Origin of the sequence: Pyrobaculum ferrireducens, assembly GCF_000234805.1 — an archaeon.
GTDB classification, from domain to species: Archaea; Thermoproteota; Thermoprotei; order Thermoproteales; family Thermoproteaceae; genus Pyrobaculum; species Pyrobaculum ferrireducens.
On record NC_016645.1, the window covers coordinates 520,353 to 538,574 of the forward strand.

An 18,222-nucleotide genomic window follows, 5' to 3' on the forward strand; every position below is an offset into this window, starting at 1 on the left:
GTGGGAGGAGGTTTATAAGTCGGTGTATTTGTCTGTCTGTGATGTGCTGTCCCTTGTCTGATTGGGTGACGATGTACGCCACAGCCTGAGGGAGTAGGCTTTTATGCCGATTTTGCGTAGGCTTTCGGCTACGTCTAGGCTTAGTCCTCCGCTGTAACAGTAGAATACGTATGTCTTGTCGCGCCCCAGCCTGTCTACCAGAGTGAGGACGTCGTCGACGTCTGTCCTGATGGCGCCGGGGAGGTGCCACCCCCTGTACGCCTCCTCGTCTCTCAGGTCCACCACTACGGCATCGCTGGGGGGTGCGTCTATTTCCAGGTCGCGGGGCGGCGAGAGGCTCTTCACGAATTCCTCGAGTTCTCTCTTCTTCACCATCCTTGCGCTGTTCGCAACCTCGGCTATGGCGTCGTGGAGGGCTAGGTCGATCTCCTCTATCTCTTCCCTTCTTGCCCACTTTCTCGGCTTTCTGCTGAACACGGCGCAGTACTCGGGCATCTTGACCGAGGCTTCGTAGGTGCCGATTCTCTGCGCGATCTTTACGATTTCGTCTTTGTCCATGCCGATGAGCGGCCTCAGCACCGGCGTGCCGATCCCGGCCTCCACGGCGGCGAGGGCCTGGAGCGTCTGCGAAGAGACCTGGCCCAGCGACTCCCCCGTCACAAGCGCCGTGGCCTTCACTCTCTTCGCCGCCTCGGCGCCTATTTTGTAGAGGGCGCGTTTAAACGCTATGTTCCACAGCTCCTCCTTGACACCTCTCCGTAGCGCGCGGGCGACGGGGCCGCAGTCGGCGACCACGACCCGGGCGTTGTAGCCGTATGACCAGGACAGTAGGCGCCTGACCACCTCCAGGGCGTGGAGCAACGCGAGGGTGCCCCCCAGGTTGCAGTAAAAGACATCAACGTGGGCCCCTCTCCGCATCAGCATCCACGCGGCGACGGGGGAGTCTATCCCGCCCGACACCAGCGCCAAGACCTTCCCCTCGGAGCCCAGCGGCAGACCTCCGGGGCCCTCCAAAACCTCGGTATAGTAGTAGGCCCTCTTCCCCCTAACCTCGACGTAGAGCTCCACCTCTGGCTTCTCCAGGTCGACTGAGCCGCCGGAGGTCGCGAGGGCGGAGCCGACCGCCGCCGCCACGTCCAGCGACTTGAAGGGATGGTCCCCCACCCTGTGGGCTCTGACGGCGAACCTCCTCCCGGTGACCAGGTCCCCCCAGATCTGCTTCGCGTGCGTCGCGATGTCGCTGAGTTCCGTGAACTCCGCCGCGTGGGCTGGGCTCACGGACTTGACGCCGAATACCCTCGACAGCGCCTTCTTTAGGCACTCCACGTCGCCCCGGGCGTAGAGCCTGCCTGGCTCTTTTTCGAATTTGGCGCCTCCGCACTCCCGCGCAGCCTCCTCCGCCGCCCTCGTCAGCAACCTCTCCATCTCCAGCCTGGTGTATCCCCTCTTTACGGTGAGCTCGCCGAATCTGACGATGACTAGTTTCTCCACGTTTATTTCCCCGGTGGCTGGTTATATTTATAGGTAGCCGTAGTCGCGGAAGAGGCGCTCCATCGAGAAGACTTCTCTAAAGCCTCTGTAGGCGTTGAAGGCCACCTCCCAGTACCTCCCGCTTGCGTAGGCGTCGAGGGCCTCCTCTACCTTCCGCCTGAATTCGCCGTACTCTCTCTGGTCTATCTCCGCGCTGTCGAGTGGGAGGAGTCTGTCTCTGTCTTCGCCGAAGAGCCAGCCGTTCCACCCGTCTCTCACGGCTTCGGGCACCGCCCCGTCGCGTGAGGCCACCGAGGGGACTCCGTTGACGCCGGCTTTCATGAAGGAGGTGCCGCTGGCCTCCCAGCCGCTGAACGGGGTGAAGAGCCAGATGTCGGAGGCCCAGATGATGAGCCTGGCTTTGTCGGCGTCGAGGTTGGGGAAGTAGTACACGTTGTCCATGGACCCGGCCGCCTCCTTAAACCTCTTCATCATCTCGACTCCGTAGTGATCGGCGGGGTGGGCGCGTCCGCCGAGTATGAACAATACGTCTCTGTCGACGTCTTCTATTAGCTGGAGGGCGTAGTGGGGCCTCTTGTAGTGGGTGAGCCTCCTGGCCCAGGACATCACCACCTTCCCCGTGGCCTCTATGCCGAGGGCGCGCAGGGCCTCTCTCTTGACCTCCTCCCTGGCCCTCCTCAGCTCCTCGGGGCTCTCTACGTGTCTAAGCCTTGGGTGCTCCCAGCGGGGTATCTCCACGGCGTTTGTCACAGGCTTTATCTTGTGGCAGTGGTGGGGGAAGGTGTTGCAGGCGAGCTTGACCATTTTTCTAGACACCACCACCCCGCCGGAGGCCATGGCCAGGCCGAGCTCGGTGAGGATCACGGGCTCCATGGCCATGTCGAAGCCGAACTCCTCTTTGAAGAACCTTCTGGAGAAGGTGGGGTGGCCCCAGGGGGCGGGTGTGTGTATCACAAGCCTCGCCTTCTCGTGGCGCCTGAAGAAGATGGCCAGCACCGTGTACGCCTCCTGCAGGTCTAGATGCGTAACCCTGTCCCAGCCGATGTGCCTCTCCACGTAGTCGACGGCGGCCTTCGCCAGTATGACGTATTTGTAGAACCTGTCCGCCTCCGTGTCCTCCTGGTAGAGCCTCCGCGCCGCCTTGGCGGCCCACTCGGGCCCCTCGACGTTTACAAAAACCGCAGTGGCGGTCCCCAGCTGGTATGTGAGGTAGGATAGGGCCACCTTGTCGCCCCTCACCTGGATCTCCGCGCCGCCTCCGCGTCGAAGCTCCTCCGTGGTGTTCCCCTCGGGCGTGGGGACCAGCTCGCCGTTCTCCTCTCTGTAGGTCACGTAGCCCTCTGGGTAGTACAGCGTTATCGCTGTGTAGGGCACGCCGAGCCTAGCCGCTGCGTAGAACTTGTCGCCTTCCAGCACGCCGAGGCCACCGGCGAAGTTCCTAAAACGCCCGACCGCTAGTTCGGGTGTGATAGATACTATCACGCCCCGGGGCGGGGCCCCCCTTTTTAAAACTTACAGCTCGATGAACTTGCTGAGTTGCTCGGCTACGTAGCCCAGGCCGAGCCTCTCCAGCGTCTCCCGGGTGGGTACGCCTCTCGCGTCCCAGCCGCGGATTTCGTAGTAGTAGTCGAGCAACTTGTTGTAGCCGTCGTAGTCCAGTCGGGCTCCCTTCAACGGACCCTTAGACAGCGGTTGCTTAAACCACTTTTTGGGCGGCATGTCCATCTCGCGGCTCCACCAGCCGTATTCCCTAATCCAGAAGGCTCTTATCAACGCGTATATCCTGTCGCCCACCTCGTTGAAGTAGTCGGGCGTGGCGTCTAGGCCGGTGGCCGCTTTGAAGATTTTTGGATACCAGTCGAGGGACAGGCCGACCTCCACCCAGGGGAAGCGGCAGCCGACGAAGGTCTCGAACCAGCCGCCCCTGATCCTCTGGAGCTCCACTACCTTAGCCGCCTTCTCTTTCGTATAGCCTAGGCGGTCTGTCTTGACCTCCCAGGATATTACCCAGGCGTCTTTGTGGTGGGCGCCGATGGGCGACGTGGCGTACGCCAGCGCCATGGCGGGGGCGGCGTGGCAGTCGTAGGCGCTCACCTCGAGGCCTTTTACATGTATCGCAAAATCCTCGCCGCCTATCCTTTCAGATATCCGCCTCACGCCCTCGGCGAGGAGGTCGCCTACACCCCTCCTGTAGGCCGTGTCATACGCCAACTGCCTCGCCGCCTCGAAGTCCCCCCACTCCACCACGAAGCCCAGCCTGTCCCCCAGCCCCCTCTCAGAGGCCTCCATTACAAAGCCGAGGACGTTGCCCAGCGAGATGGTGTCCATGCCCAAGGTGTCGGCGATTCTGTTCAACTCGGCGACCTTCTGCAGATCTCCGATGCCGAGGTTGGAGCCCAGCATGGCTATGTTCTCGTAGTCCACCTCCACCGTGCCCGACTCAGCCGGGACCCAGTGGCCGCAGGCCATGAAGCAGAGCGGGCAGGACTTGAGGTCGGTTTCGAACTTCTCCACCATGGCGCCCCCTATTTTGCTGAACTCGTCGAACTGTCCCTCCGTGAAGTTGTAGGCCGGCAGTACGCTGGCCTCTTGTGCCCACTCCACAGTCGAGTTGGTCCCCTGCCTCATCCAGAAGCTGTAGCTGGGGCTGGAGGACCCCTCCTTGACGGCCTCCACGGCCAGCTTCTGGTACTGCGCCTTGTCGGCCAGCGGAATCTCCCCCCGGCCTCTCACCACCACGGCTTTGAGATTTTTGGAGCCCATCACGGCGCCCATCCCAGGCCTGCCACCCGAGCGGCCCTTCTGCGAAATCACAGTGGCGAACCTGACGAGGTTCTCGCCGGCGGGGCCGATGGTCACAACCGCCGCGTCCCTCCCGTGGATTTTCTGCAACTTCTCCTCCACGGCCCACGCGTTGAGGCCCCAGTACTCTCCAGCGTCTAGAATCTCCACCTTGTCTCCGTCTATGTAGATGTAGACCGGCCTCTCGGCCCTGCCCTCCACGACGAGGGCGTCGTAGCCGGCCTTTCTGAGATTAACCGCCGCCCAGCTCCCGATATTCCCGTCGCCGTATCCCCCCGTGAGGGGGCTCTTGGCGGCTACCACAAGCTTGCCGAAATTGGGCCCCGGCAGGCCTGTGAGCGGCCCCGCGGCGAATATCAATTTATTATGTGGCGAAAGGGGGTCCACCCCCGGGGGGAGCTCATCCCATAGAATCTTCGCCGCCAGCCCCCGCCCCCCTATGAAGTCCCTCGCCACAGCTGGGTCGAGCCTCTGGACAACCCACTTCCTCTTTGTAAGATTAACACGGAGTATCAAGCCCTGCCAACCTGGCATAGGCCCACACACTAATGTAATTAATAAGTGTACCTCTATATAGAGGCTCGACGTATTGAAAATATATTCTGGAGCCAGATACCAGACGCCCAGACAAACACCGGCCCGAACCAATCAGCAGAGCCCCACGGCTCTGCATACAGGCTCCACCCCCATCAGCGCCTCCAGCGCGCCGCTCGTGAGGCGTATCTGTCTCGGTGCCCTATGCCACCTCTCCACCCCCAAGGCCTTCAGCACCGCCGCCGTCCTCACGTAGTCCGCCTCCCGCCCTCCCTCCGCGCCGGCGTGTATGTTTACATAACCACTAGCCTCGCCGCCGCTGGATTTGTAGAACTTTGCCCACTTCTCCACCACAGCCTCCCGCCAGCCCTCCAGCACCCTGGCCCGCATCTTTACCATAAGGTGCTCCTTCGTGCCTACGCGCTCCACGCCAGCCTCCACCGCCTCGACACGGACCCTCAGCCTCCTGCCCTCCACCTCCACCTCCCTCTCTACGGGCGGCTTTATCGTGCCCCACCGCTCCCCCTTCCGGAAGTACTGCATTAGGCGACGGCGCACACCCCCTCCCTTTGCCCCCGCCTCCTTTAGGAGCATCTCCTTCAGCCACCGCGCCCTCTCCCTCGCCTCGCCCCCGCCGTGGAGGGCCAGCCACCCTATGTACTTAAGTCCGTCCACGGTTATGCGTACGTAGCCAAGCCTACCTCCCTCGGGCTCCCTCGTCTTGAAGTGCACCACACACCACTTACCCTCACAGCTGTCCCTCATCCCCAGCCCCCGTAGGGAGTTAGCCGCCTCTCTAATGGACTGAAGATCTTTGGATCGGTACACCACAGCCACGGTGCCGCTTTTCGTCAGCGCCGCGGAGAACCTAATCTCGCCCCACTCCGGCACGCCCTTCTCGAGTTTTGTGGCGAGGTATCTGTACGTCCCCACTCCGATGGCGCCGGCCTCTCTGCACAGTTCGAGGAACTCCACCACCGCCCTCCTCACCGCTTCATGCACGGTCTCGGAGGCAAGCGCGTTGGTGGTTGCGACTATGTACCACACGTCGTGGTTGTGGTTTTTGTCATATGTCTTCTTCACCTCTGCCTTGACGCCGACAGCCCTCAGCACCGCCGCCCCCCTCTCGGCCTCCTCGCGGTCCGTTGTGACGAAGTGAAGCCTTACCGTGTTGTTTTTATCTAGGCGTATTGAGTACTCCGCCTTTGCGCCGTCCGCCTCGATAATAAGCCTAGCCCTCGGCCTCTTGCCCTCCGTGGTGAACCTCTCCACCCGCGCCCTCGCCATCTTGATTAGCTCTTTCACTTTTGGATAAATTTGTTGCTCGTTCTCCACTTTCTCAAGCAGGCGCCCAAGGCCCATGAGGAGAGGCAGAGCCTCCCCCGCGAGGCGCCTAGCCTCCACGCCGTGAAGCTATATGAAGGCGGCTTTCGCCACCATCGGCCGTCGTCACGGCGAGTGAACAAGCTGGGCATAGCTAGGCGGTTTTTCACGTGGAGAGATCCGCCGCGCGGCGGGTGGGCGCCGAGGAGCCACATCTGGCTTTAGCATGGCGAAAATCCGGCGTCTATGCGCCGGGGGGGGGGGACACCGTAGATCGCCGCCGAGAACTTAAATACATATGTCCCCGGGGTTGTATGGACGTTGTATTTTTCTTTGAGGTGCACCAGCCGCGTCGGCTTAGGCCCGACCTCCACAGGGTTTTCCCCAGAAGGCCTCGGGAGGAGGAGATTTTCTACGAGGAGCTCGACGGGCACATCTTCCGCCGGGTGTCTGACAGGGTTTATAGAAAAGCTACTAAGATTCTAATCGACGCGTCGAGGGAGATCCCCGGCTTTAAGGTCACATTCAGCGTAAGCGGCTTGGCCTTGGAGCAGTTCCGGAGGTGGGCGCCGGACGTGCTGGATCTGTTCCGGGAGCTGGCGTCGAGAGAGGTGGCCGAATTCGTGGCGCAGACCTACTACCACAGCTTGGCGTGGTTTGTAGACCGCGGCGAGTTTAGAGAACAGGTGGAGATGCAGGTTAAGGCTGTAGAGGAGTTGATAGGCTATAAGCCCCGCGCCGCTGAGAACACCGAGTTTATCTACAACAACGACGTGGCCTGCTTCCTCCACTCGATGGGCTTCTCCACAGTGGTCACAGAGGGGGTGGAGTGGGTGCTGGGCTGGAGGTCGCCCAACTATCTGTACAAGTCATGGGGTTGCGGGGCCAACGTCTTGGTTAGGAACTACCGACTGAGCGACGACATCGGCTTCAGGTTCGGCGCGAGGTGGTGGGATCAGTGGCCTCTGACCGCGGATAAATACGCCGCGTGGCTGGAGGCCACGCCGGGGGACGTGGTTTTGATAGCTGTGGACTACGAGACGTTTGGAGAGCACCACTGGCCGGAGAGCGGCATCCACGAATTTCTAAGGTGGCTCCCCCGGGAGATCGCCAGGCGGCCCCGGCTGAGGTTCGCGACGGTTTCGGAAGCCGCCTCTAGAAACACGCCGAGAGACGTGCTGGAGGTGCCTCCGTGGGCCACCATCAGCTGGGCCGACGAGCGCGACCTCTCGGCGTGGCTGGGGAACGAACTGCAGAGAAACGCCTTTGCCCTATTGACGTGGCTGTACCCCTACGCCAGGGCCATAGGCGGGGATGTGCTGAGGCTGTGGAGGCTCCTCTCCACAAGCGACCATCTGTACTACCAGGCCACGAAGGTGGGCCCCGCCGGCGAGGTCCATTCCTACTTCAGCCCCTACGGCTCGGCGTATAAGGCACATGACGTGTACATGGCCGCGCTGTCCTATCTCCTGCTCTACATAAGAGAGGCATGGAGCAGAGACGCCGCGGAGAGGCTCGTCTTTACAGACGAGAGGTGCTTCTACGGGGGAGGTGTGAGGATCTGTTCACTTAAAGAGCTTAGGCAGATGGACAAGTCCTTCAAAGAGCGGCACAGGGAGGACCTGTTCAAGTGGCTTGTCGATGTCTTCATGCTCAGGGCCGAGGAGGCCGCCGCTTTACTGTCGGATTGATTTATATTGTAGTTCTGCGTTGGCAACGTGTACGCGCCGGAGCGGGTGAGGCGGGTGTGCATCGTAACTATGGAATACGGCGGCCTTGTCAAGATGGGGGGGCTGGGAGAGGCTGTGAGGCAGTACGCAGTGGGCCTGGCGTCGAGGGGCTACGACGTGACTGTGCTGATGCCCAGCCACGGGAGGCACCTAGACCCCAGCCGCGGCTTCGACCTATACCCCCTGGACTTTAGGGCTTGTGGAGAGAGGCGTGGGCTAGACGGCGGGGTGTACCCCTACTGCCTGGGGGCCGAGATGGCGTTTGTCGACGGGGTGAAGGTGGTTATGTTCAAGGGGTTTGACTACGCCACTGGCCACGCATTCGACAGGTGGGGCGTCTACGAACAAGCCGAGGAGAAGGCGGCGTTGCTGGCGCGAGGAGTGGCGGCTTTCGTGGAGAGGTTCGGCCTCCCCGACCTGGTCCACGTCAATGACTGGCCCACCGTGCTAGCGGGCGTCGCCGTGAAGGACATAGGGGAGAGGAGGGGCGTCGCCGTGCCCCTCCTCTTTACCATCCACCTGTCGTGGGGGTATTCCTTCCCGTGGCACTACGCCGAGTGGGCAGGGCTGGCCGACAGGCCGCACCCAGTGTGGCGGGTGTGTTGCCACCGTTTTGAGCACTACAGCTCGGTGTGGGACGAGGGGTGGGGGGGCGTGGAGAGGTTCGGCGTGGTGGAGGCGGACGCCGTGTCGACAGTCAGCTACGGCTATCTGGAGGAGTTGCTGAGGAAGTACGGCGGCTGGATTAGGGAAAAGTCGTGTGTGGTGTACAACTCCACCGACTGGTCGCTCAAAGACGTAGAGGGCGTGTCTGAGGGGGACGCGTGGCGCCTCGTCGAGGAGGTGGAGAGGTTGGGGATCGTCGGGGGGCTGGATAGAGGGGGGTCTCTCTTCCTCGCCGTGGGGAGGGTGACGTCTCAAAAGGGGCTTGACCTCGCAGTGAGGGCTCTTGACTACGCCCCCAGCGCCCGGCTTTTGATACTCGGCATCTCTGCGGGGGAGTGGGGGTACGAGGAGTATGTGAAGAGGCTTGTCTGGGAGAGGCGGGGCAGGGCGGCTCTGAGCTTCGCCAGGGTCGGCACCAGGCTGTACAAGGCTCTGCACTACGTGGCTAGGGCGGTGGTGATGCCGTCGCGCTGGGAGCCCTTCGGAATTTCCGCCATAGAGGCCATGGCCCTGGGGACGCCTGTGGTCGCCACGAAGGTCGGCGGCTTGCCGGAGGTTGTCGACGGCTATGGAGTGCTGGTGGAGCCTGAGGACGTGGAGGGGCTGGGTAGGGCCATGGAGGCCTTGGCCACGGGCAGGCTAAGGCCGCCTAGCCGCGCCGCGGTGTCGCGGTACGTGGACGAGAGGTTTAGACTTAGGAACACCGTGGAGATGCTGGAGCAGTGTTATGAGAAGGCTAGGAAATTTGCATACTACAGAGCCGTCAGTGGATAGGCTGGAGTATTAAGATTTAATAATATGGTTAATCAATTACATGGTTAGAATAGCTATTATTCCAGTGGGGGGAGAGGCTGTTAGGCTGAGACCTCTCACAGTGGAGACGTCTAAGGCGATGGTACGCTTCTTGAACAGGCCGCTGGTGGAGATGTCTATACTACACCTGGCCCGCCAGGGCGTTAGGGAGTTTTACTTCGGGGTGAGGGGGTACTACAACTACCGTGATATATACGACTACTTCCAGGAGGGGAAGTGGTTTAGCGCCAAGTACGGGGTTGACGTGAGGGTGAGGTATATGCCCCGGGTAGAGACGCGGGGCAACGCGGAGGCTGTGCTGGCTACGCTGGAGTACTACGACATAAATGAGCCGGTTTTGGTATTCCAAGGCGATAACATCTTTCAGCTAGATGTGCAGGGGATGTACAACTTCCACAAGTCTAAGAAATCCTTCATAACTATAGCCCTCAAGGAGGAGGCGGGCGACTTAAGCGAGTTCGGCGTCGCGGCTGTCGACGAGGAGATGCGTATCCTCAGATTTGTGGAGAAGCCTAAGAGGAGGGAGGAGGCCCCCAGTAACTTGGTAAACACCGGCCTCTACCTACTCTCAGAAGACTTCAGGGCCTTCTTCAAGGGCGAGGTGGGCGTGAAGCTGTATTCAGAAGGGAGGCTGGACTTCGGGGGGGACGTCATCCCCACTGTGATTGAGACAGGTCTGCCCGTCTACGGCTATTTAACCCAGGGCTACTGGTTCGACGTAGGGACGCCTCAGCGCTATCTAAAAGCTGTGAAGCATTTACTAAAAGTCTTGACGCCGGCAGACCTGGAGGCCGAGGAGATAGCCCCCTCGGTCTACGCCCAGGGTACAAGCGAGCAGTCAAAGGCGTTGAAAAGTAAGATTGCTGAGGATGTGAAAAGCGGCGTGATAAAGGCGGAGGGCAACGTGTTGCTGGGGAGGCACGTCCAGGTAGGGATTAATACCTACTTGAGGGACTCGGTCGTAGACAACTACGTGGTTATAGGAGAGGACAGCATCGTCGAGGACTCGGTCATAATGGACCGCTCCCATGTTGGAAAAGGCGTGGTTATAAGGAGGTCGATTATCGGCCGCCACGTCTACATCGGAGATGGGGCGGTTATTGAAGACGCGGTAGTTGCAGACGACGCGGTGGTGGGCGCCGGAGCAGCCCTTAGAAATGTAAAGGTGTGGCCTCATAAAAACATCGAGAAAGGTGTAAAGCTCGAAGGCTTCTCGGTATTATAGCCCCTATCCGCATTTCACAAGGTAGTTCAAAATCGCCAATACGATGAAAACAGCCTCCTCCGTCCTTATAGTCTCAACACCCTGCCCAGGTGCGAAGTTTATAAACTCCCCCGCGAGCTTTACGCCTGTCTCTTCCATAATTTCGTCTACCCCCTTCCGGGGGCTACCGAACACCGCCAGCGTCTTCTTTCCTATCTTTGACTTAACCTCGCATATGGACTTGCCCTCTCTTCCTGTCAAAATTAGCGTGTCAAATCCCTCTGCTAGGCTCTGCACTGGCCTCACCTCCACTCTGTAGCCTGGGTAGTAGGGGGGCGGGCCTCTGTATACAGAGGCGCGGTAGGTGTCCCGCCGCGTGGTGGGCGCCTCAATCTTCACATAGAGCCGGGTGCCTATGGGGTAGGGCTTCGGCACCTTGGCGTACTTCTCCGCGCCTATGTACACAAGTGAGTAGTACCCGTCCCAGCGCTCTACTATACCCTCGCGCACTTCCCCCACCCTTGGCTCACTTGGCGCCCGGTGGCTGGGGATTTTAAGCGGAGGCAACAAGCCGGCGAGCCTCAGCCTGCGGTCGATTTTGAATACCTTTTTTCTTAGATACGGGGGGGTTACCAGGTATTCAAGAACTGTCTTGGCTAGGTCTATATCCTCGGCTAGGGGTCTGCCGTAGTGGTAGATCACTACATACTCAACTCTAAAAATAGCGGCGGCCCTGGCCAAGTAGCCGAGTTTCCTGACTTTACTAGCCTCGTCTGGCGCCTCTGAGAGAAAGTCGTGGGGGATTGCAATTGAAAACACCTACTTCTTTTTCTGAGTCTTCTCCTCTTTTTTCTCCTTCTTCTTTTTCTCCTCCTCGGCTGTTTCTATGCCGAGTTTCTTCGCCTCTTCTTCGCTTGTCATGAATAGAGAGGTTCTCTGTCTGCCGCCCATGGGGGTTGTGTAAAAACCCTGGTTAATAAGCTTACTGGCCCAGTACCTGTTTTAGGCCGGGGTACATGTCTAGCATCTGTTCGCGCATGACAAGCGCGTAGTACTGCAGTGCGATTTCTACAAGGAGTATGAGTCCGGCTCCGCCTCCCCACACCCCCAGTATGTTTCCGAGTGCGGCGAATGAGCCGGCTATAAACCCGCTGATTATCGTGAGGGCGTTTATAGGCCTCTCCAGTATCTTCGCAAGTATCTTCTCGCTCTGTCTGAAACCTGGTACGTGTAGTTGCGACTGGGCAAACTGCCTCGCCTGGTCCTCAGCGCTGAGGCCTGCCAAACTCACCCAGATCCAGGCAAAGACGGTGGCAAGTGCCACGTAGATTATGTAGTGCAGAACTAAAGCCGGTACGTCGTAGAAATACCTCAACGGCGGGAATATTACCCGCACGATCTCCGCAATTACTGGGCTGGTCTCGTAGAAGGGGAGTAGTAGTTGCCCCACTAGAAGTAGCGAGTAGGTGGTGAATATAATGGGGAGAACCGAGACGTATACGAATCTGAGTGGTATGGTGAACTTAATACCTCTATACTGCCCGGCGGTGACTGGGATATTAACCTTCATCATTTCCAAGTAGAGAATTATGTAACCGAGGAGAAGCGTTGTGAATAGTCCGATAAGATCTGGGAGGGTCGTTGGTGACGTCTGGCCTTCTAGAATTACCCGCCGGTCTATGAGGCTCAGGATGCCTGCCGCGTTGCCCGTGGTGAATAAGTCGTACAGCGCAACGCCCAGCGCCGGTATTAGGCCAACTAAATGGAGTTGGCCGGTGTTATCCTTAGCCACGTCCCAAGAGAAGAGGCTGAGGAATATCTGTCTCGAGACGCCGAGGAAAATAATTAGACTAATGGCGCTACCTATGCCCCAGCCCTTTGACATCAAGTCGTCTAGTAGCATGATAATCACTGTTGCGATTAGAAGCTGGAGTATTACGAGGAGGCCGCCGAGAGGCCCCGTTACGTTGAACTGGCCGCCTAGCACGTACGCGGTTGCCTCCACGGCGGCTATGCCGAGGGCTACCCACTTTAGCAACAGGGTGAATTTTAACCTATCTTCACGTTTATTCAAGTCGAGGTTTAATAAGCCGGAGAAGGCGAATACCTCTAGCAAAATGCCGGCGATGACTATTGGGCCGATACCTAGGTGCGCTAAGGTGCCGTAGGCAGTTCCGAAAATTATCGAGAGCAACTCCTGCGCCGGCTGGGAGCCTTGTCTAGTTTGATGTTGTATTCCATAAAGCGGGGTGATAGTCATCAAGATGTAGACGGCGGCTACGACGGCCGTCCAGAATAGTCTTCTGGAGAGTGGGAGGCGGCGGGGCGGTCTGGAGACGGTCGGTAGGAGAGTTAGTAAATCCATCACCTGTGTATGGCGGATAGAATCCTAACTTCTCCGCCAGCCTTTTCAATCTTTTCCACAGCTAATCTACTGGCCACTGGGGTGTATACAATCACCGGTATATCTATCGAGCCGCCTCCGAGGAGCTTGTTGTAACCCAGATCGAGGAGGTTTACGACATACCGGCCTCCCTCCTCCACGGCCTTCCCGCTTTGTTTCATCTCTCTAATTATCTCAGACAGCGTGCCGACGTTTATAGGCCTCCACTGGATTGAGATGGGGAGAGGCTGTTTAAATCCGTGTTTGCCGTAGAAAGGCCAGCCGGTGCCGCTCTCGCCGTATTTCATGACGAGAGACCACTTGTGTTTATGGAACCCCACCATGCCCTTGCCTCCCGAGCCTCCGCTTTTTCTGTGTTGCCCCACTCTGCCCCAGCCGTGGGTGCGCGAGCCCCTCCTGTACTTAACAGCGCGTTTAAAGCGCCTCACCATACTACGCACCCGCTTCTGGCCAGATTTAAATTTTTCTATCTAGGGTATCCAAACTTCCTCAAGCTGTCTGGTATCTTGTAGGCGAGCGCGGCGGCGCCGATGGCCACTTCGTCGTCGCCGAAAGAGGCTTGTTTTATCTCAGGCGGCCTCACCCCTAGGTATTTCCTAAGCCGTCTTGGCAACTCTTGTGATATGAGGTCCCAGTTGTTCAGCGCTATTGAGCCCCCCATTAGCAACAGCTCTGGGTCGTATGCGGCCACCACGGTGGCCACGCCTGCGGCGAGTGCCTCGAGCCACATGTCGACGAACTGCCTCGCCTTTGGATCCCCCTCTCTGTGCCGTCTAAATATCTCTGCCGGCTCAGCCGGACCCTCTCCCGTCACCTCGTGAAACCACCTGGGCATGTTGGCGCCTCCCACGTACGCCTCGAAGTGTCCGACTCCACCGCAGCCGCATGGCCGTCCCTGGCGGAAATCGATAACTGCGTGTCCCAGCTCGTGTGCATTTCCGTCCTTGCCTAGTAGTAGCGTGCCGTTGACGATCGCCCCTATCCCCACGCCGGTTGACAGTGTTATGTAGACTAGGTTATCTACACGGTGTCTAAAGACGTATTCTCCCCACACCGCGGCGACGCAGTCGTTAGCAACCACTACGGGTTTTCCAAGTCTCTTCAGCGGATCTACGAGTGGGAACTGCCTAGAGGGCGAATTAGGCGAATTAACCACCCAGCCGCTTCTGAGATCCATCGGGCCTATTGACCCTACTCCTATACTGTCAAACTCCCAGTTTTCCACCGCCGCGGCCACATCGGCGAGCGGGTTGACGCCCGTCTTTATCTTTATTCTATTTAATACACGGGCATTAGTGTCTACAAGAACGGCTCTAGTCCACGTGGCCCCGACGTCAACGCCTAGATACAACGCCACGTAGCTACATGGAGCTGTTATTAAATTCACGCCCCCGGTGTGGGCCACGCCGGATATATAGTTCTACATTCTTTTTATGTAAATTAAAATTTTTAAATTGAGAAAAAGTGACTCTTGATGAGCCACACTGGCGGTGCTTATATAACAACGGCTTTTCTAGAAAACACCTTATATATGATAAAACGCGGCGTGGAGCTGGGGGGTCTGCCTGTGGAGTTTTACGAAGCTCTTTCTAAACCTAAGCGCATCCTTATCGTCAACATCCCCGTAAAGATGGATAATGGAAAGATCCAGTACTTCGAGGGTTATCGTGTTCAGCATTGTGATGTTCTTGGTCCTTTTAAGGGTGGTGTTCGTTTTCATCCTGAGGTTACTCTTGCCGACGACGTGGCTTTGGCTGTTTTGATGACGCTTAAAAACAGCCTCGCGGGTCTTCCCTACGGCGGGGCTAAGGGGGCTGTTAGAGTTGACCCCAAGAAGCTCTCCCAGCGGGAGCTTGAAGAGCTGTCGAGAGGCTACGCCAGAGCCATAGCCCCGCTGATAGGCGACGTGGTTGACATCCCAGCCCCAGACGTGGGGACAAACGCCCAGATAATGGCATGGATGGTAGACGAATACTCCAAACTAAAGGGCTACAACGTACCGGGGGTATTCACCTCCAAACCCCCAGAGCTCTGGGGAAACCCAGTAAGAGAATACGCCACAGGCTTTGGTGTGGCTGTGGTGACAAGAGAGATGGCAAAGAAGCAATGGGGGCAGCTAGAAGGGAAGATGGTGGCGATACAAGGCTTGGGCAACGTGGGGAGGTGGACTGCATATTGGGTGGCTAAGCTCGGCGCTAAGGTGGTGGCTGTGTCCGATATAAATGGCGTGGCGTATAAAAAAGATGGTCTGAATACGGATATAATCGCGGAGAATAGAGGCCTAAGCGGCCCCTCGTTGCTCGAGACGTTTGTGGCAAAAGACGGCGCGGAACATATACGTAACCCAGACGCCATCTTCTCCCTAGAAGTCGACGTGCTTATTCCTGCTGCTATTGAGAATGTTATTCGTGGGGATAATGTGGGTGGTGTTAGAGCTAGGGTTGTGGTGGAGGGGGCTAATGGCCCTACTACGCCGGAGGCTGAGCGGGTTTTGTATCAGCGTGGTGTCTTGGTGGTGCCAGACATCCTTGCAAACGCCGGTGGGGTGGTGATGTCCTACTTGGAGTGGGTGGAGAATCTCCAGTGGTATATATGGGATGAGGAGGAGACTAGGCGCAGGCTGGAGTCTATAATGACTACCAACTTCAACCGGGTATACCAGAGGTGGGAGAGAGAGAAGCAGTGGACTATGAGAGACGCAGCGATAGTCACAGCCCTAGAGAGAATATACAAAACCATGAAAACAAGAGGATGGATCTAGGGTAGTCGACACCTCCAGCGCCTGGGGTCTTATACATCTCCGGGGTTTCGGCTGTCGGCTTAGGTTGCGAGGGGTTTATGGTTGCCTGGGGCCAACCCCCAGCGGCGGTTATGTATTGTGGGGTAGGTTGAGAAATTGATGTAGGTAGTCTGTAATCGCCTCGGCGCATTCTACACATGCAGACTCTTCGCCGAAGTACCCCTTTTCAAGTCTGTCTGCGCACTTCTCGACGTCTTGTGGAACCTCCTCTGAGACTTTCAATAATAGAGACTTTAGAGTCTTCATGACAGCTCCCGGCGTATCTGGGTCTAGGCCCAGTATGCCGCTTAGCAGGGCCGTCACCGCCTGGTAGGCGTGGTAACACGCGGATCTTCCATCGCCGTCTTCAGCCGCCTCCAGCGCAGATGCCATGTGTGAAATATGTCTCTGATACCACTTCAGATGTACGCCGGCGAATCTCTCCATTACTTAAAGGCGTCTAGCACAGTCTCCACGGCCTTTCCCACGTTGGCGGCGATGCCCATATCCAGCAACGCGGCGCCTAGCACCGCCACGGCCGTCGCCACCTGGTCAGCCGAGGCCTGGATGCCCATGTGGCCTATGCGCATCACGTCGCCCTCTAGCGGGCCCCAGCTCCCGGCGAGGAGGACGCCGTATTTCTCCCATATATGTCTACGGAGGCGGGGGGCGGGCACCGGCGTCTTGAAGGCCGTGGCCGTCGGGCAGTTGCACTCTACACGCTCCACATAGGGCTCCAAGCCAAGCGCCTCCACCCCCCTTCTAGCCGCCTCTCTGGCGGCTTTGTGGCGCTGGTAGACAGAGGCCAGCCCCTCCTCGTGTATCCTGCGGAGGCTCTCCCTCAGCGCGTACAGCAACACGTCTGACATGGTGTAGGGGAAGCCGCCTTTTTCAAGCCAGTCGTCCCAGACGCGGTAGCTCATGTAGAAGGACTGGCGGCCAACATCCCCGGCCTTCTCAAACGCCTTCTTGCTCACCGCCAGTATGGTGAGCCCAGGCGGCGCGTTGAGAGCCTTCTGAGAGCCGCCGATAAGCACGTCCACGCCCCACTCGTCCATCTTTATCTCGTCGGCCGCAATGGAGGACACCGCGTCGACTATGAGCAGGGCGCCGTGGCTCGACACCGCCTTGGCGATCTCCCTCAGATCGTTGTACACGGTGGAGGGCGTGTCGCAGTGGACCAGAGTCACAACCTCCACATCCCTCTCCCTCTCCAAAACCCTCTCGACGGCGGCCGGGTCGGCGCCCCTCCTCCAGTTAAACCCCGGCGTTACGGGCACGCCGCCGTACATCCGTACGAGGTCGGCGAACCCCGCGCCGTAGACGCCGTTGTCCACCACCAGCACCTTGGCTCCTGGCCTCACGGCGTTGGCCACAGCTGCCTCGAGGCCGAGCATCGCCTCCCCCACCCACACATATACACGGGAGCGCCACGCCCCGAGGAGAGGCCTCAGCATCTCCACCACCTCCCTATACTCCTGGAAAAATCTGGGGTCCAGGTCGGGGTTTGTGGTTTCTCTAACCAAGGCGGCTTTTACGCTCTGGGGCAACTCGGTGGGGCCGGGCGTCAGTATCCGCCGCTCGGAGAACCTCCTATACATCACCTCCTTCTGCCACCAATTATAAAAACTATCAAGGCAATGCCTAGAAAAACCACCCCCAGAAACGCCAGGGCCCACGCTCCTCGGGTCGATTTCCCGGACAACGCTCAGCTCGGTCATGGTGTAGGTCCGCGTCAAGGTGACAGTTTCAACTCTTGTAACAGTTTCCCTAGCGGTTTCTCTTTGGGTGACGGTGGTTGTTACTGTTGAGGTAACGATCTCAGTCTCTGTGCGTGTCGCTGTCACGGTCTTCGTCACTGTGACGGGCGGGGATGAGATGTTTCCGGCGAGGTGTATCCGCCATGGAGAGGCCTCTTGCATGTAGAAAAAGAGCTTTATTACATAGTCGTCGCACGGGTTGAGCCCCCTTACCGAAATCAATCTGGTGGCTGTATAGTTCAGGCTTTGAAATACGGCGCCTACAGAGCTGAGCATGGTAGATCTAAGCGTGACCACGGCAAGCGGCGGCGAGGAGGAGGTGGTTCTGTTGAGTATATTCAGCGCGGGGGCCGCCGTGCAGGTGGCGTTTTCCACCTTGACGCCCCAGATCTCTATTCTGTCGACTTCCCGCCCGTCTTGAACAAGCGCGATGGCGATGCCCCGGGACGTGTATGGGATGGAACATGTGTTGTAGATATCCACCCCGCGGCCCAGGCGGCAGTACCCCCTCCACCCGTTGTCAAACCAGTACAGCACCCCCTCGGCGGGCGCGCCTCCACCTGCCTCTACGTGAATCCACACGTCTAGGTACAGCCACTGAGGCGCCATGCAGAGGCACTGTTTTAGCGAAACCACGGCGCGGTCGACGTAGGGCGTGGCCGATAGAGCTAGAAAAGCCAGCAACGATAAGACTAAGGCCGCCCTCACGCTGGGGG

Annotated in this window: 15 protein-coding genes; 4 read left to right on the forward strand and 11 right to left on the reverse strand. The window is 58.6% G+C overall.

The window, feature by feature from the left end:
- Nucleotides 1-12: 12 nt before the first annotated feature.
- The 4 genes from thiI to P186_RS02815 form a co-directional block, all read right to left on the reverse strand.
- Entirely contained in the window at nucleotides 13-1,491 is a 1,479-nt protein-coding gene (gene thiI / locus P186_RS02800) for a tRNA uracil 4-sulfurtransferase ThiI (protein ID WP_014287880.1), read from the reverse strand.
- 27 nt (nucleotides 1,492-1,518) lie between these two features.
- Nucleotides 1,519-2,973 carry a glycosyltransferase gene (locus P186_RS02805; protein WP_014287881.1) on the reverse strand — a complete coding sequence of 485 codons (1,455 nt, stop codon included), beginning with the start codon at nucleotides 2,971-2,973 and terminating at the stop codon, nucleotides 1,519-1,521.
- 30 nt (nucleotides 2,974-3,003) lie between these two features.
- Complete coding sequence (locus P186_RS02810) at nucleotides 3,004-4,827, reverse strand: aldehyde ferredoxin oxidoreductase family protein (RefSeq protein ID WP_014287882.1); 1,824 nt, start codon at nucleotides 4,825-4,827, stop codon at nucleotides 3,004-3,006.
- Between the two features lie 114 nt (nucleotides 4,828-4,941).
- Nucleotides 4,942-6,231, reverse strand: coding sequence for a PaRep2b protein (locus tag P186_RS02815; protein WP_014287883.1), 1,290 nt, complete (start codon nucleotides 6,229-6,231; stop codon nucleotides 4,942-4,944).
- A 233-nt stretch (nucleotides 6,232-6,464) separates the two neighbouring features.
- On the opposite strand from P186_RS02815, the gene P186_RS02820 reads away from it, so the two are divergent.
- The 3 genes from P186_RS02820 to P186_RS02830 are packed head-to-tail and all read left to right on the forward strand — an operon-like array spanning nucleotide 6,465 to nucleotide 10,584.
- Nucleotides 6,465-7,841 (forward strand): glycoside hydrolase family 57 protein, encoded by a 1,377-nt coding sequence (locus tag P186_RS02820; RefSeq protein WP_014287884.1) that lies wholly within the window; start codon nucleotides 6,465-6,467, stop codon nucleotides 7,839-7,841.
- 27 nt (nucleotides 7,842-7,868) lie between these two features.
- Complete coding sequence (locus P186_RS02825) at nucleotides 7,869-9,320, forward strand: glycogen/starch synthase (protein ID WP_014287885.1); 1,452 nt, start codon at nucleotides 7,869-7,871, stop codon at nucleotides 9,318-9,320.
- A 40-nt stretch (nucleotides 9,321-9,360) separates the two neighbouring features.
- A complete protein-coding gene (locus tag P186_RS02830) occupies nucleotides 9,361-10,584 on the forward strand; it encodes a nucleotidyltransferase family protein (RefSeq protein ID WP_014287886.1) in 1,224 nt (407 codons plus the stop codon).
- Between the two features lie 3 nt (nucleotides 10,585-10,587).
- Here the strand turns inward: P186_RS02830 and P186_RS02835 are convergent, their stop codons facing one another.
- From P186_RS02835 to P186_RS02850, 5 genes are read right to left on the reverse strand one after another with little or no spacing between them, the layout of a single operon-like run.
- Nucleotides 10,588-11,382 (reverse strand): putative RNA uridine N3 methyltransferase, encoded by a 795-nt coding sequence (locus P186_RS02835; RefSeq protein ID WP_014287887.1) that lies wholly within the window; start codon nucleotides 11,380-11,382, stop codon nucleotides 10,588-10,590.
- Nucleotides 11,383-11,514: a hypothetical protein gene (locus P186_RS14540; RefSeq protein WP_014287888.1), complete on the reverse strand. Its 132-nt coding sequence runs from the start codon at nucleotides 11,512-11,514 to the stop codon at nucleotides 11,383-11,385.
- A 31-nt stretch (nucleotides 11,515-11,545) separates the two neighbouring features.
- Entirely contained in the window at nucleotides 11,546-12,928 is a 1,383-nt protein-coding gene (secY, locus tag P186_RS02840) for a preprotein translocase subunit SecY (protein WP_014287889.1), read from the reverse strand.
- Nucleotides 12,928-13,398 (reverse strand): uL15 family ribosomal protein, encoded by a 471-nt coding sequence (locus P186_RS02845; RefSeq protein WP_014287890.1) that lies wholly within the window; start codon nucleotides 13,396-13,398, stop codon nucleotides 12,928-12,930. Before P186_RS02845 ends, secY begins: the two co-directional genes overlap by 1 nt.
- Nucleotides 13,399-13,433: 35 nt before the next feature.
- The gene (locus P186_RS02850; protein WP_148683147.1) at nucleotides 13,434-14,324 is read right to left on the reverse strand and encodes an ATP-dependent glucokinase; all 891 of its coding nucleotides are present in this window, start codon (nucleotides 14,322-14,324) and stop codon (nucleotides 13,434-13,436) included.
- Between the two features lie 117 nt (nucleotides 14,325-14,441).
- On the opposite strand from P186_RS02850, the gene P186_RS02855 reads away from it, so the two are divergent.
- Nucleotides 14,442-15,728 (forward strand): Glu/Leu/Phe/Val family dehydrogenase, encoded by a 1,287-nt coding sequence (locus P186_RS02855; RefSeq protein ID WP_014287892.1) that lies wholly within the window; start codon nucleotides 14,442-14,444, stop codon nucleotides 15,726-15,728.
- Between the two features lie 108 nt (nucleotides 15,729-15,836).
- Here P186_RS02855 and P186_RS02860 read toward each other — a convergent pair whose 3' ends face one another.
- Complete coding sequence (locus P186_RS02860; RefSeq protein WP_014287893.1) at nucleotides 15,837-16,193, reverse strand: HEPN domain-containing protein; 357 nt, start codon at nucleotides 16,191-16,193, stop codon at nucleotides 15,837-15,839.
- Complete coding sequence (locus tag P186_RS14205; protein WP_014287894.1) at nucleotides 16,193-18,214, reverse strand: pyridoxal-phosphate-dependent aminotransferase family protein; 2,022 nt, start codon at nucleotides 18,212-18,214, stop codon at nucleotides 16,193-16,195. The genes P186_RS02860 and P186_RS14205 overlap by 1 nt, the downstream gene beginning before the upstream one ends.
- Between the last annotated feature and the right edge of the window lie 8 nt (nucleotides 18,215-18,222).

Bases quoted from the DNA above. Each gene is read 5' to 3' on its own strand.
- P186_RS02810 (WP_014287882.1), bottom strand. From the start codon at position 4,827: ATGCCAGGTTGGCAGGGCTTGATACTCCGTGTTAATCTTACAAAGAGG.
- P186_RS02820 (WP_014287884.1), top strand. From the start codon at position 6,465: ATGGACGTTGTATTTTTCTTTGAGGTGCACCAGCCGCGTCGGCTTAGG.
- P186_RS02830 (WP_014287886.1), top strand. From the start codon at position 9,361: ATGGTTAGAATAGCTATTATTCCAGTGGGGGGAGAGGCTGTTAGGCTG.
- P186_RS14540 (WP_014287888.1), bottom strand. From the start codon at position 11,514: ATGGGCGGCAGACAGAGAACCTCTCTATTCATGACAAGCGAAGAAGAG.
- secY (WP_014287889.1), bottom strand. From the start codon at position 12,928: ATGGATTTACTAACTCTCCTACCGACCGTCTCCAGACCGCCCCGCCGC.
- P186_RS02845 (WP_014287890.1), bottom strand. From the start codon at position 13,398: ATGGTGAGGCGCTTTAAACGCGCTGTTAAGTACAGGAGGGGCTCGCGC.
- P186_RS02855 (WP_014287892.1), top strand. From the start codon at position 14,442: ATGAGCCACACTGGCGGTGCTTATATAACAACGGCTTTTCTAGAAAAC.
- P186_RS02860 (WP_014287893.1), bottom strand. From the start codon at position 16,193: ATGGAGAGATTCGCCGGCGTACATCTGAAGTGGTATCAGAGACATATT.